We start from the raw sequence: 14,902 nt of genomic DNA, 5'->3' as shown, positions 1-14,902 counted from the left end.
AAAGTAAACTATGGTAAGAAGTATATAAACTCAATTATTTAGCTTACAAATAATAAATTTATGATATCATAAAAACAACAAATGAATTGTGGTATTTATAAAAATTCATTTGCAGAAATGGGTCAAACGATTATATTTTACTCCATTTTTTAACGAACAATAAACAAGCTATATTAAAACTATTATTTAATTTTAATAAAATCACACTTAGGTTGTGTGAAACAAAATTCAAAGTATTTTTTTTTCATAAGTATGTTTTTTTTTAGATGGTAGCTTGGGGGCTTTCATAAATACAAGAAAATAACGAAATAAACTATCACAAAATCAGCATATTATTTAAAATCAAGATTAAACATGAAAAATAAATTGTACTGGTGACAGCTCACTTTTTAATTCATTTAAAAATACTATACAGTACTTTTAAACCAAAAATAATTATATTATTTATTTTTTAAATAGGTAGAAATACCTGTTTTCAAGTCTATTTTTTCAATACTAGCTTCTATTTAAGATTTTAAAATGCAGAAACAAATCATTTTACTGACTTGGATTCTGCATATTGCTCAGTTACTTTCATTTATAATTATAATAGTAATTAGCAAATACCTAACTTAAAAAACATTACAAACTATTTCTTTGTCATTTTCAAGTCAAAACTTTTCATCGTAAGCATGTTTGATTAAAAAAAGCATAGTAAACGTTTAATTGAACCCGAACATATTTTTTTTTAATTGCTCTCTAATAGTAATTATTTTAGTAATAATCATAGTCATTTTTTCATTAACATCATTTCCTTTTATTAGATAATCAAAAGCACCAAACTTTAAAGCATCAACTACTGTTTTGATGCTTTCTTGTCTCAAAACCATAATCACATATATATTAGGATTGTAACTTTTAATTTTTTTCAATACCTCAAGTCCTACAATATCTTCCATATTGTGATCTAAAAAAATAATATCTGGATTTTGATCCAGGTTATCAATACAGTCTCTACTATTAGCAAAGAGCGTTATGTCATTATAATTCATATTGGTGAGATATTGCTTGTGCAAATTGGCGCAAAAGAAATTATCATCTATTATAAAGAATTTAAACTGAACTTTAGTTTCCATGTTATCCTAACTTTTATATTGATAACAAATAAGCGATAGTCAAGCCAAAGTTATAATACATTAATAATAAGCTACTTATTTTTAAACTTTCTTAAAACAATTTCCATTTTTTGGAAAACATTCCAAGGAACAGAAAAACTAATTTTCAATTTCTTCTTGCAACTGTTCTATAGCAGTAAGTAATATATTTTTTATTTGAAAGAATAGGTTGCTAATTTTTTCTTTGTTTTTCCCCTCTTTAGTTATTTTTTCTAAAGTTTTGATTCTATCTCCAATGCTAGTAATTCCCATCCCTTCAATACTTGGTCTAATTTTATGTATGAGTCTGCTCATTGTGAAAAAATCCCCCGAAACCAAAGCCTCTTCTGTAATTGGAATAACTTCATTTATTTGCTCTATAAAAATTACAATCATTTTTGTAATAAACTCCGAATTGCCTCTACTAATACTATCTAATGATTTCAAATTGTAGAGTTTTTCATTTTTTTCTTTGTAAGAACTATTTGTCCCATCAGATTTTTTATTTGTAAATCGTGAAATTATTTCTATTAAATCAAACTCTTCAAAAGGCTTAGTGATATAATCATCCATGCCTGCATTTTTACATTTGTCAACCTCACTTTTAAAAGCATTAGCACTGAAAGCAATAATTGGTGTTTGCAATTGTAATTCTTCTCTAATCTTTACAGTTGTTTCAATACCATCCATTTCAGGCATTTGTACATCCATCAATATAATATCAAAGCTTTGATTTTTTAAAATTTCAATCGCTTCAACACCGTTGGTTGCCTCAGTAACAACACAATCAAAATAATTCAAAGAATTAATAGCAACCATTCTATTGATAATATTATCTTCAACTAATAAAACATTTATGCCTGAAATGTCTATATTAATCTCATTTTGAATCTTTTTAATATCATCAATACTTCCTTTTTCCAAATCAATTATAAAACTAACTGTAGTACCTAAGTCTTTTTCGCTTTTCACATTAATTTCACCATTCATCAGCAGGATTAACTCTTTAGTAATGGTCATACCTAATCCCGTACCACCAAATTGGCGGGTAATTGCTTTATCTTCTTGCGAAAATTTATTAAAAATATTTTCTGCGTAGCTCTGTTCCATTCCAATACCAGTATCTATTACTGAAATCTGTAATCTTTGTAAAACTTTAGTTTCTTTTAATACTTCACATTTTAAAACTATTTTCCCCTTTCTGGTAAACTTCAAGGAATTTCCAATTAAATTAAATAATACCTGCTCTAGTCTTAAAATATCTCCTTTTAAGACACCATAAATATCTTTAGATATCAGCGAAATCAGTTTTAATCCTTTTTTCTTTGCTAATGGTTCAAGTACATTAACAACGTTAGCAATTATATTATCAAAAATAAAATCTTCCACTTCAAGGGACATCTCTCCTGCTTCTATTTTAGAAATATCCAATATGTTATTTATAATAGATAACAAATGTTTTGAAGCTACGGTACTATTCTCCACGTATTTCCTTTGTAAATCAGTTAATTGCTGTCGTTCTAATTCTCTTAAAAAGCCAATTATACCATTTAGTGGTGTCCTTATTTCATGACTCATATTGGCTAAAAAAACTTCTTTTGCTTTAGAAGCTTGTTCTGCCTTGATTTTTTGCTTTTCAAGTTCAATTTCCATTTGTTTTTGCTCAGTAATATCTAAGTGGATTCCTATAGACCCTACTAATTCGCCCTTATCATCATAATTGGGAGCTCCCCCAATGGCCCACCATCTTAATTCACCTCTTTTATTCTTTATTGGCATTTGATAAACATCTGATAAACCCTTTTCCCGTAATCTATTTTTACTAGCCATCATTTCGAGATTTTTCCCTAGAACAAATGTTTTTGAAGGATTCAAACCAATAAGTTCTTCAACTTCAAATCCTGAGATAGTAGCAAAACTTTGATTGGCATATTGAATTATTTCATTGGTATCAACTTCAATCAGACCTAAGTTCATATTAGCAATAATGTTTCGATACTTCTCTTCTTGAACTTTTAGCCTAGTTTCTGTTTTTTTTCGCTCTGAAATATCTTGCATAAAAGAACAGAAAAATACTTCTCCATTTTGCTCTAGAGGTATAATAGAAATTTCTACAGGGAATTCATGCCCACCATTATTTATTGCTGGTAACTCTATTTGCTTATTCAAAATAGGTCCCATGCCTGTTGCTTCATAATGTTTAAGCCCTAGTGAATGACTATCTTTATGACGTTTCGGAATTATGGTTTCGTTTAATGTTTTTCCTAAGACTTCTTCTTTTTTCCATCCAAAAATAATTTCGGCTTGATTATTCCAAAAAGTTATTTTCCCATTACTATCTATTGTTACTATTGCATTAAGTGACGAGTTCATTATAATACGATTACGTTCTTCACTTTGCTTTAGTAAATTTTTACTTTTAATTCTTTGGGTTACATCTATTGATTTCCAAAGGTGTCCAATACATTCATTGTCAACGATAATTGGTATATAGTCTCTTTCAAAAAAACGATTATCTAATGTTTCAAGTATTTCACCTGTTACAATTTCTTTATTAGATAAAATTTCATTGATCCTGTTTCTATAAGCTTCACTATCTTTAAATAATGATTGGGCATCATTTAAATATTTCGTTGTTTTTTTTCCTATCATTTCCTCAGGTGAAGCTTTGATATTACGTATTTCACATAAATACTGATTAACAAATAATATAGTTTCATTATTATCTACAACTAAGATACCTGATTGTAAACTCTCCAGTAATATTTTAAAAAATTGTACCGTTTCAAATAATTTTTTTTCAGTTTCTTTTCTTTTAATTATCTGTTCACTTAAATATTTTGAAATAAAAAGTAGATTATTTTTTTCATTTTCATTTATTAATCGATACCCTTCATCCAATTCTGTAAGGCTCTCATGCAACTTTAAAATAGACTCTTGTTTTAATTCGTATTCTTTTTTTAAATTCTGATTCACTTCATTGTATTCCTTTTCACTCACTTTAAAAGAGTGATCCATTAAATCTTTATCTCTCTCAAATGATAAATACGAATCATTAACTACTTTTATAAAAGACTGAAAATCTGGATGATATTTCAAATCATCATTTATATTTTTATTAATTTGTCTTTGTAAGAGCTTATGAATATCCATAACTAGTCCATTTCATTAATACAAGTAATAGTCATTGTTTGGTTATGAAGTATACATTCTCCAAATGGTTTTAATGGAGAAATCTCTCCATAGGAATAAAAACCTGCAAGAATAGTATCACTTCCGAAAATATCAGAAACAGCCTCAACTTCTTCATCAATGCGGGTTCCTAGAATTAATTTTCTTCCTACACAACTTATCAAGAGAGCTAATTTGGGGGTGAAACTACTTACTTCTAAGCAAGATGACGCTGCATCACTTGCTGCATCAATTAATCTGTCAAAGTTTGCTTTCATAAAACGTACTTTACTTCCCTCAGGAACATCCCCTGCAAAAGTCATAGTCTGATTGGTTTCATCTATAGATAAAATAGTTCTGACAATGGGTTCATCTACTTCTTCAATCTTAATTGATAGTGGAAAAAGCAGTGCAGAGCCAGGTAATTCATCAGCATATTTCCCTAAGTAACTTTTATACAGATCTAATACATTTTTACCATCAATTTCATAAAGAACATTACTCTCCGATTTTGTAACTATCCTTTCTAATCCAAAACTTTCCCAACCTCCTAAAGAACCATGAGATACCAATAACTTCTGTCCATAAAAACCAATAGCAATAATTTTACCTTGAGTTGGACAGGCATTCAATCCTACAACAGTTTTTTTAAAATTTGCTGCATCACCAGCAAGGCCACCTATTATTAATACTTTCTCTTTTTTTATAGCATTCATGCCATTTACCAACTCACTCCCATTTACTTTTCCTCCATCAGAAAGTACAATAACTAAATTTAAGTTCTCCTGAACAAATTTCTCAATTAGGGAAGAACCAGCCTCAAAACTATTTTTAAAATCTGTTATATTTACTTCATAAGCCTTAATCACTGTCGAAGAAAATTTAATTGCAGTAAGGGATATTGTATCATCAAGAACCTCATTATCGTAAATTTCCCCAGCGGAAGAACATAATATTAATTGTGAAGATGGAAATTTATTTCTCAATTGATGAAAAATTGAATCATCAGAGACTAAATCTCTTGCCCCAAAACCTAAAACTAAGTCAGAGTCAGTAAGATCCAAATTATCATTATTTAACTCTTTTACAAAAGAATTGTTTTTAAATAATACTGTGGCTACTTTCATTTAAATCATTTTTTTTAGTTTGACCTGCTTGAATTAAATTATAAATCGTAGATTTTCCTATATCTAATTGTTTCGCTGTTTTTAATACATGATCATTATTCTTCTTTAAGTAATGCAAAATAATTTCAGAAGTAAACTCTTTTAATGTCTTATCTTCAGACAAGAAAAAATTGGTATCATTTATTGTGTCAAAAGTTAAATCTTCTACACAAATCTCATTGCTCTCACACATAACACAAGCAAGATCAATTATAGATTTGAGTTGTCTTATATTTCCTGGAAATTTATGTTTGAGAAGTTTTTCTTTAGCTTCTTTAGTAATAGTAATTGTTTCCAATTTATTCTCTTTAACAAACAAATCGATAAAATGTTTTGATAAAAGTAAAATATCGTTACCTCTCTCTCTTAAAGGAGGCAATTCTATTGGTAAGCCAATAATTCTATAATAAAGATCTTCTCTAAATGCTCCTTTTTTAACCTCTTCTTTTAAATCTTTATGAGTAGCAATAATTAACCTAGCGTTAAACTTAATAACTGTCTTTCCGCCTAGTCTTGTCACTTCACGTTCTTGAAGTACCCGCAATAATTTACTTTGAAGATTTAAATCTAGCTCAGCTATTTCATCAAGAAAAATGGTTCCACCATCAGCTTGTTCAAATTTCCCAATCGATTTTTGATCCGCTCCTGTAAAAGTTCCTTTTTCATGTCCAAAGAACACACTTTCAACCAATTCCTTTGGAATAGCTGCCATATTTAGTGCTATAAACGGCTTATTTTTTCTCTCTGAATTGTAATGAATTGCTTTCGCAACAATCTCTTTACCTGTTCCAGTCTCTCCTGTTATAGAAACATTTATATTAGTACTTAAAGATTTATTTATTTTATTAAAAACTGCTTTTATTCCTTGACTTTGTCCTATTATAGTATTTTCTAAATTAAACTTTTGTTCAAGTTTTACCTTTAGGTCTTGCACTTCATTTATGAGATTCAAGTTTTCTCTGATTTTAATAATTGAATTCCAGAGCAACTCTTTTGTGTAATTGCTTTTTACAATATAATCCTTTGCACCTGATTTTAAAAAATCAACTGCTACTTCGATTTCTTCTTGACCACTTATAATGATAATAGGAATTTTATCATTTATTTGTTGAATTTTTTTAAGAAGTAAATCACCTGTTATATCTGGTAATCCAAAATCCAAACAAATTATATTAGGGCTCTGAAATAAATTATCCAAACATTCTTTTCCCGTTTTAAATAAAAAAACTTCAAAATCAGGATTTAACATAAGGTGATACCTTAGGGTTTCTCCAAAAAAAAGATCATCTTCGACTAAAAAAATTTTGAATAATTTCATAAGTATCTTTCTATTAAAATTAAATCTATTTCATACCAAATTACAAAAAAACTCTTTATCTTTAATCTACAACCATGTGATTATTTCTGTTTTTTGTAAGAAATAAGCTTTTAAGACTAAAAAAATGTTTGATTAACAATGCATTTGTAAAATTCATTTATTAAGTTTCACAGTCTACCCCATCTGTTTCATTAAAACATTATAGACATAATAATACTCAATTATCTTACATAAAGAACCGTAGGGTCTACATAATTATTCCAAGTATACTCATTAAACATTCAAATTTATATTGTATTTATTCCTCAAAACTCACCTTTCAAGATTAATTATTAAGCCAACTTTTTTTTGCAAATTCTACAGAGAATGATATGAAAAAGGTATCTTAACTGGTATCTAAAATGAAAATACGTAACCTTTGTGTCAAATAAATTTTATACACTTTACCTAATCTCTAGACTAATGAACTATTATAAAACACATTAGCACAAATCATCAAATACCTTTCCAACTATATCAAAGAATTTCATTCAGGCTATGACTACAATCTTGAAAAAGCTGTGCAACAATTATCATTAAAAGAATTATCAAATAAAAAGATGCCTTGCAATAAAGAAATGGACAATCCGTAACTCTAATTAAAAACAGAAATGAACATAGATTTTATATTAATGTCAATCCTCAGTTTAAATAGGTAAGTATCTATATTGAACATTCCAGAAAAATGACGATCGCTACAGCATTGGGAGATAAAACAATGGAAACTGCAAAACAGATATAAAAAATAATGAGAATCAACAGGTATACCATTGCATTCCAAACAAAATAACAACTTAAAATTAGATACCTAATTTGAGACCTCTTTGTTTAAAAAAAACATAAATACCTGACTCAAAACAAATTAACATCATTAAATTTTTATCCGTAGATAACATATCGCTTTGTATTAAATGCTTTTGATGATCTAATGGAGTAATATAAGTATTCCTGCTGACTATTAACCATCTATTTATTTCGATTATGATTATATTTGGATACTTCTGATTCGATTTCCTGTATTGTTCTCTTTTTACCTTTAGAAATCCATTCTAAAAGTTCTTCTTCAAAAAAATACAGCTTTTTACCATATTTATAGCACGGAATTTTTCTCTGCCTTACAAGAGCGTAAATTGTAGGCTTTGCTTTTCCTATGAGCCGGCTTGCTTGTTCGACACCAATAGGAATACTTTTGTCTTTAGATTCATATACCTGCACATTCTGAATCATAAGTTTAATCTCGGCAATTTCTTTCACTAAGTGTGCTACTGCTTTGGGCAGGTTCTCAAAAGAGATTTCATTTACATCCATACCAATTGTTTTTAATAGTTATGGTGCAAATGAAAAAAGTGTTTTTGCTGTGTCTTTCTTCACAGCAAAAACACTTGACAAACACAGTGCTTTATACCATTGGCATTTAAAAATCTGTAAAATCTTCCATAATCCTTATAAGACCTTTCTGTTCATCATCTTTAAGATGCGTTTTAATACTGTTCTCTTCAACATCTTTTAAAGCGTCAGCAAAAGTTAGCTTTAAAAATTGTGCAGTTCTGTCCTGCCTGCTGACTTTAAAGCAATTCCAGATATTCCAACCAAAATGATACAAATCGAGATTAGACAAATCCTTTACTTTTACCGGTTTAATCTTTTCGAAATTTATGCCTTCAACATATATGATTATATTCTTACCCAATTGTTTTAAATCATCGTCCGACGTATACATCACAAACTCTTGCTGTGCATAACGGATGGCTATATCAATTCTGGCTTGTTTTTGATTTTTGATTGCATTTTGCTGCTGCTCCCTTATCTGTTGAATATCTCTGGCTGAATTTTTATTTTCAGACAATTCGGGCTTAATTAAAACATCCTGCTGCTCCTCTTCTATTTTTTCAAGGTCTTCACTTGGAATCCGGTTTTCAGGCGACTCATTTTTTTTTGCCTTCAAAAAACGATTCAGTAATCTCTCAGCCAAATCGTTAAGAAATAAACTTAGAATTGCAAACATTAAAATTCCAAATCCCGTGCTGATCCAGAAAAAAACGCCGGCCGTATATTCATCAGCACCCATTTCTATCAGCACAAATCTTGCGATTGCACCTATAAAAATACAGACTAAAAAAACAGACAGGTACACTGCGATATATTCAAAGTATTTTGTTTTCATTACGGCTTGTTTTTTAAAGATTCCAATTGTATTACCTGCGAAGCTCTGTTTTTTTTCTCATCTACTACTTTGGCGTAGATTTCAGTAGTTTTTACGTTGGTATGCCCCAGCATTTTGCTGACCGTATAAATGTCTGTACCGCTCGATAGTTGCAGTGTTGCAAATGTATGGCGGAAGCAGTGGAAGGTAATGTTTTTTTTAATGCCTGCCGATTCGACCCATTTTTTCAGAGGGCGTGAAATCCACGACGAATCCGGCAGACCCTCAAATACAAGCTGCTCGGGAAGCCTCTGTTCTCCACAGAGCTGTAAAGCCTGCTGGGAAATAGGCATGTATTCAACACCCTTTGTCTTTTTCTGCGTGAAATGCAGTTTGGCCCTGCCGTCTTCCAGACTTATTTCTTTCCATCGGAGCTTCTGAATGTCGGAATGCCTAAGACCTGTAAGCGCTGAGAAAAGCGCAGCTCTTTTAAGGACGTCTTTTTCGCAGGACGTTTCAGCCAGTGCATTTAATTCTTCAATGGTAAGATATTCCCGTCTTGACTCCTGCTCAGGTATGCCTTTTATTTTCGAAGATAAATCAACGGTTAAATATCCATCGACAAAGGCCTGTTTCAGAGCCGCTTTAAATATGGAAAAATACGTTCCCGCAGTGTTGCGGGAAATGATTCCTTTTTTGCCTCCTCCGAGCGGCGCAGCCAGCAGAAACAGTTTAAAATCTTCCGCCATTCTGGTGTCAATCTGAGAAAACATCAGGCTGCCTTTGGAATAGCTTTTTAAAAACTCTTTGGTCCTCTCCCAATTGATCTGAATGGATTTTGAACCTCGGGCGTGTCTTTTAGCCGCCACAGCAGCAATGTATTTAATAAAATCCTCTTTTGCTTTTTCTTTCTGTTCAGCCAATAGGTTATCAGCATCACTGTACAGATCTATATTATCATATTCTTTCTGCCGGATTTTACGCACTCCGTCAGCATAAAGCATTATCTCACGGTCACTTTCGCTTCTGCAGATTATTATTCCGTTATCGCTGCGTCTGGGTTTGTAGGATTTTATACCTTCTGTATCTGTACGGGCAGTTCTTTTCTTGTCCCATTCCACTGTTGTTATGGATCTGTTTAAATATTCACGGATTCTCTGAGGCGTTTTCTTTCCGGAAACCTCTACAGGATAGCTTTCTAGGTAAACATACCATTCTTTTCGGTCTTCTGCCTTACGAAGACGTACAGTCACCTTGGTTTTTGCTAATTGTTTCATATAAAATCATTTCCGTTATACAAATTATCAATTTCCATTTTTGGCGCATATACGTACTTTCCAATCTGTCTGGTCGGGATGGAATATTTCCTGATATGGCTGTAGACAGAACCTTCAGATATTTGAAATCTCTGAGCTATTTCGCCAATGGAATAGCAGTCTTCTTTTTCAAGGCTGTATAATTTTTTCTTGGGTGCGCTTTCTGGCTGCGGCAGGCTGCGGGCAGGGCCAAACATCTCTTCCATGACGCTGCGGTCTATCCTTACAAGGCGGGTTCCAAGATTAACCGATTGAATTTTCCCCTGGCCGACAAGCCGGTAAAGAGTCTTTTTGGCAATGCCAAAAAGCATGCCAGCTTCAGGAACAGAAATAAATGCCCTGTTTTCCGGTATTTTATCTATAAGAGCTTTGACCTCGCCTTCAATTTTAAGCTGTTTTATCTTCTCTTTGTATGCTTTTTTACTGCATATATGTGAGCAGTAAACAGAAGCTACGGTTTTAGGCAGAAATTCTTCCCCACAGTTAAGACATTGTTTATTTATTCTTTTCATCACCTTTGTCGCCTCTTTAAGGTACCATAAGTAGACATAAGGGACACTTTGTCGCCTTTTAAGTGCCGGTACAAATACGGTACAAATATATGATAAAAAACGATTAAAAAACAGCAGAAACAAAAATGCATAAAAAAGAAAAACCGCCGTAAACATCTCGTTTACAACGGTTTAACACTTATTATTAACCGATATTAATCAGCCCTTATTTGACTTCTTCGAATTCAACATCTTCAACATTGTCTCCTTGAGCTTGCTCTTGTTGTGGAGCAGCTTGTTGACCTTGTTCTCCTTGAGCATACATTGCTTCTGTAGCTGTTTTCCAAGCTGCATTAATGTTGTCAAGAGCAGTTTGAATAGCTGGAATGTCTTGAGATTGGTGAGCCATTCTCAATTCAGTTAAAGCGTACTCAACAGCAACTTTATGATCGTCAGCTAATTTGCTTCCTAACTCTTTTAATTGAGTTTCAGTTTGGAAAATCATGCTGTCAGCTTCGTTTAATTTCTCAGCTCTTTCTTTTGCTATTTTATCAGCATCAGCGTTAGCTTCAGCATCTTTTTTCATTTTTTCGATTTCTTCAGCTGTTAAACCAGAAGAAGCTTCGATACGGATATCGTGAGATTTTCCAGTTCCTTTATCAGTTGCAGAAACTTTGATGATACCATTAGCATCGATATCAAAAGTAACCTCGATTTGAGGAACTCCTCTTGGTGCTGGTGGAATACCATCTAAGTGGAAACGACCGATAGTTTTGTTATCAGCAGCCATCGCTCTTTCTCCTTGCAATACGTGAATTTCAACAGATGGTTGAGAATCAGCAGCAGTAGAGAATACTTGAGATTTTTTAGTTGGAATAGTAGTATTAGACTCAATTAATTTAGTCAATACACCACCCATAGTTTCGATACCTAAAGATAAAGGTGTAACGTCTAGTAACAATACATCTTTTACATCTCCAGATAAAACTCCACCTTGAATAGCTGCTCCAATAGCAACAACCTCATCAGGGTTAACACCTTTAGATGCTTTTTTACCAAAGAATTTTTCAACTTCGTCAGCGATTCTTGGCATACGAGTAGAACCTCCTACAAGAATAACTTCGTCGATATCAGATGTAGTTAAACCTGCATCTTTTAATGCTTTAGCAACTGGCTCCATAGAACGTTTTACTAAAGAATCAGTTAATTTTTCGAACTGAGCTCTAGATAATTTTTTCACTAAGTGTTTTGGTCCAGAAGCCGTAGCAGTTACGTATGGCAAGTTGATTTCAGTTTCTGAAGAAGAAGACAATTCAATTTTTGCTTTCTCAGCAGCTTCTTTCAAACGCTGTAATGACATTGGGTCAAGACGTAAGTCAATACCTTCTTCAGCTTTAAATTCGTCAGCTAACCAGTCAATAATTTCGTGGTCAAAATCATCTCCACCTAAGTGAGTATCACCGTTTGTAGATAATACTTCAAATACACCGTCTCCTAATTCAAGAACAGAGATATCAAAAGTACCTCCACCTAAATCGTAAACAGCAATTTTTTGATCAGTTCCTTTTTTGTCTAATCCGTAAGCAAGTGCAGCAGCAGTTGGCTCATTGATTATACGCATAACTTTAAGACCAGCAATTTCTCCAGCTTCTTTTGTAGCTTGACGTTGCGCATCATTAAAGTAAGCAGGAACAGTAATAACTGCTTCAGTTACAGTTTGACCTAAATAGTCTTCAGCAGTTTTTTTCATTTTTTGAAGAGTCATTGCAGACAATTCTTGAGCAGTATATAAACGACCATCAATATCCACACGTGGAGTATTGTTGTCACCTTTTACTACTTTGTAAGATACTCTTTTTGCTTCGTTTGTAGTCTCAGCAAAAGTGTGTCCCATAAAACGTTTAATAGAAGCAATCGTTTTTGTAGGATTCGTTACCGCTTGTCTTTTTGCAGGATCACCCACTTTAATTTCTCCACCTTCAACAAAAGCGATGATAGATGGCGTTGTTCTTTTTCCTTCTGCGTTAGGAATAACAACTGCTTCGTTACCTTCCATTACAGAAACACAAGAGTTCGTAGTCCCTAAATCAATTCCGATTATTTTACCCATTTTTTTATATATTTAATTTTGATGTATACTTATTTTAACAACTCATGGTGCATAAGTCAATCTTTGTGCCAATACAAAAAAACCATATAAATTGTCAGTTTTCCATACTGGCATACCAAATATTATATGACAACATGACATTTTTTCCTACTGACATTTACGTCATAACCCAATATACAATGTCATCATAAGGAGCTATTCCTGCTGTACACTATATCTTTTTCTGTCTAAAGAAGCCAGAAAAAGGATGCCGTTCCCATCAGGGCTACAGCAACCATTACGTTACTTTATTTTTATACCTTCTGAAAACATAAAATTACAAATCTTATATAAGATACTATATTTCAAAAAGTTATTAAAAACATAAATTTAAACATAAATATCCAAAATACAGCAACCTCAAGGTCACAATAAAAAAAACATAACCGATCCGAAACTTAATCTTAACTTTAATTCTCAAAAAAAATAGCATCAACTAATGATATAAAACTCCACAGGATTCCAAATAATTTTAAGGAAATAACTAGATTAGCACCATTATTAAATTCTAGATTAAAAATATTTTCCAAGATATTAACCCATAAGAACATTCAATGAAAGCTTACATCCAAACAGACAAATCCGGAAACTATTACAACGTAAACGCCTATGTTGCAAACGAAGGCTTTCAAACTTTAGGTTGGGAAACAGAAAAATACTTTACAATAGACGACATCACAGACAACAATCCAGAAAACTTAGTTGTAGGTGGTATTGGAAACGTGAGAAAACAATTGGAAAAATTTGGAATACAGCGACCTTCAAATGAAATAGACTATCCTAAAGAATTAGAAAAATATTTAGGCCGAAAGGTTTGGGTTTCTACAATTGAAGAAATATTTAAAGATGAACAAAATTGGAATATTTTTATAAAACCTAAAAACGACACAAAAAAATTCGCAGGAAAAGTCGTTAAGGATTATAAAGACTTCATCGGAATTGTTGACCATGACGATCCAACGCAAATTTGGTGTTCAGAAATAGTGAATTTTAAAACCGAATGGAGATGTTTTATAAGATATGGCGAAATTTTAGACATCAGGCAGTACAAAGGTGCTTGGGATTCTAAACTTGACTTATCTATAATTAAAAATGCAGTAAAAGATTTTAAAAGTTCTCCAGCCTCATACGCCTTAGACTTTGGTATAGATGAAAATGACACTATGAAATTAGTAGAAATAAACGATGGGCATTCGTTAGGTACTTACGGAATAAGTGCAACAAATTATGCTAAGTTTTTGTCTGCAAGATGGTCAGAATTGACAAAAACAAAAGATTATGCTCGCTTTTAGAAATACGAATACCTACAAATAGATTAGAAATATTAACCCATAAAAAAATGAAACTAAAATTTAACATAAAATAAAAACACCAAATCTTAAATTGACGTTTCACAATTAAACAAATGATAGAAAAACTAAAAAACGATATTGGAGATTATCAAATGAGAAGGATCACAAGGGAAGAACTAATTAAAAAACTTCCTTTTCCTAAAGAATCTCAATATCATGAGGGACGAAAAATAGTAGAAAATATAATAGCTTCAAAAAATAGCAAAGATGTTAATTTTTGTATTTGGTTGCTTTGGATTTTGGAAGAAAATGATGAACACATCGACTTATTTCACAAATTACTATTAGAGCCTTGGCATTCAGAATACAATGATATTATTCACGATCTGCAAAGAAGAGAACATCCATCCAGCGTCCCTGTAATTAAAATTGCAATGCAACAAAAGTATGATTCCCTGGAAGCTTATTGCACTGGAACAGGGCAATTTATTAATCAGTGCGGACACGCTCTAAGATGCATAGGAACTAAAGAAGCTATTGATGTAATAAAAGATTTAGCCGAAAATTCAGAAGATCCTATTATCAAAGTAGAAATGATTTATCGCCTTAGTAAAATATTCCCAACAAATGACCTTTCAGAAAATGAAGATCTCCCAAGATGGTATGACTTCGACTAATAAAAAT

The 14,902-nt window shown here is 31.9% G+C and carries 11 protein-coding genes; 2 read left to right on the top strand and 9 right to left on the bottom strand.

Annotated features, from left to right (window positions below; genetic code table 11):
* Positions 1-701 precede the first annotated feature (701 nt).
* The 9 genes from IW20_RS13110 to dnaK form a co-directional block, all read right to left on the bottom strand.
* Positions 702-1,115, bottom strand: a complete 414-nt coding sequence (locus IW20_RS13110; protein ID WP_035623014.1) for a response regulator — start codon at positions 1,113-1,115, stop codon at positions 702-704.
* A 138-nt stretch (positions 1,116-1,253) separates the two neighbouring features.
* Entirely contained in the window at positions 1,254-4,286 is a 3,033-nt protein-coding gene (locus tag IW20_RS13105) for a PAS domain S-box protein (protein ID WP_051885749.1), read from the bottom strand.
* Positions 4,287-4,288: 2 nt separating this feature from the next.
* The gene (locus tag IW20_RS13100; RefSeq protein ID WP_035623011.1) at positions 4,289-5,431 is read right to left on the bottom strand and encodes an FIST signal transduction protein; all 1,143 of its coding nucleotides are present in this window, start codon (positions 5,429-5,431) and stop codon (positions 4,289-4,291) included.
* Positions 5,406-6,788: a sigma-54-dependent transcriptional regulator gene (locus tag IW20_RS13095; protein WP_035623008.1), complete on the bottom strand. Its 1,383-nt coding sequence runs from the start codon at positions 6,786-6,788 to the stop codon at positions 5,406-5,408. Before IW20_RS13095 ends, IW20_RS13100 begins: the two co-directional genes overlap by 26 nt.
* Before the next feature lie 1,005 nt (positions 6,789-7,793).
* Complete coding sequence (locus tag IW20_RS13090; protein WP_035623006.1) at positions 7,794-8,135, bottom strand: helix-turn-helix domain-containing protein; 342 nt, start codon at positions 8,133-8,135, stop codon at positions 7,794-7,796.
* Between the two features lie 106 nt (positions 8,136-8,241).
* Positions 8,242-8,991, bottom strand: coding sequence for a hypothetical protein (locus IW20_RS13085; protein WP_035623002.1), 750 nt, complete (start codon positions 8,989-8,991; stop codon positions 8,242-8,244).
* Positions 8,991-10,247 (bottom strand): site-specific integrase, encoded by a 1,257-nt coding sequence (locus IW20_RS13080; RefSeq protein WP_035623000.1) that lies wholly within the window; start codon positions 10,245-10,247, stop codon positions 8,991-8,993. The genes IW20_RS13085 and IW20_RS13080 overlap by 1 nt, the downstream gene beginning before the upstream one ends.
* Positions 10,244-10,954, bottom strand: a complete 711-nt coding sequence (locus IW20_RS13075; RefSeq protein WP_240478487.1) for a DNA-binding protein — start codon at positions 10,952-10,954, stop codon at positions 10,244-10,246. The genes IW20_RS13080 and IW20_RS13075 overlap by 4 nt, the downstream gene beginning before the upstream one ends.
* Before the next feature lie 49 nt (positions 10,955-11,003).
* Positions 11,004-12,887 carry a molecular chaperone DnaK gene (gene dnaK, locus IW20_RS13070; RefSeq protein WP_035622997.1) on the bottom strand — a complete coding sequence of 628 codons (1,884 nt, stop codon included), beginning with the start codon at positions 12,885-12,887 and terminating at the stop codon, positions 11,004-11,006.
* Between the two features lie 593 nt (positions 12,888-13,480).
* Between dnaK and IW20_RS13065 the strand changes: the two genes are divergently transcribed.
* Positions 13,481-14,218, top strand: a complete 738-nt coding sequence (locus IW20_RS13065; protein ID WP_035622994.1) for an ATP-grasp domain-containing protein — start codon at positions 13,481-13,483, stop codon at positions 14,216-14,218.
* Positions 14,219-14,331: 113 nt separating this feature from the next.
* Positions 14,332-14,895, top strand: coding sequence for a hypothetical protein (locus tag IW20_RS13060; RefSeq protein WP_035622992.1), 564 nt, complete (start codon positions 14,332-14,334; stop codon positions 14,893-14,895).
* Positions 14,896-14,902: the final 7 nt, after the last annotated feature.

Origin of the sequence: Flavobacterium hydatis, assembly GCF_000737695.1 — a bacterium.
In the GTDB taxonomy this organism is placed as follows: Bacteria; Bacteroidota; Bacteroidia; order Flavobacteriales; family Flavobacteriaceae; genus Flavobacterium; species Flavobacterium hydatis.
The sequence above is the reverse complement of the archived record's forward strand: the minus strand, read 5'-3'. Positions and strand labels throughout refer to the sequence as shown.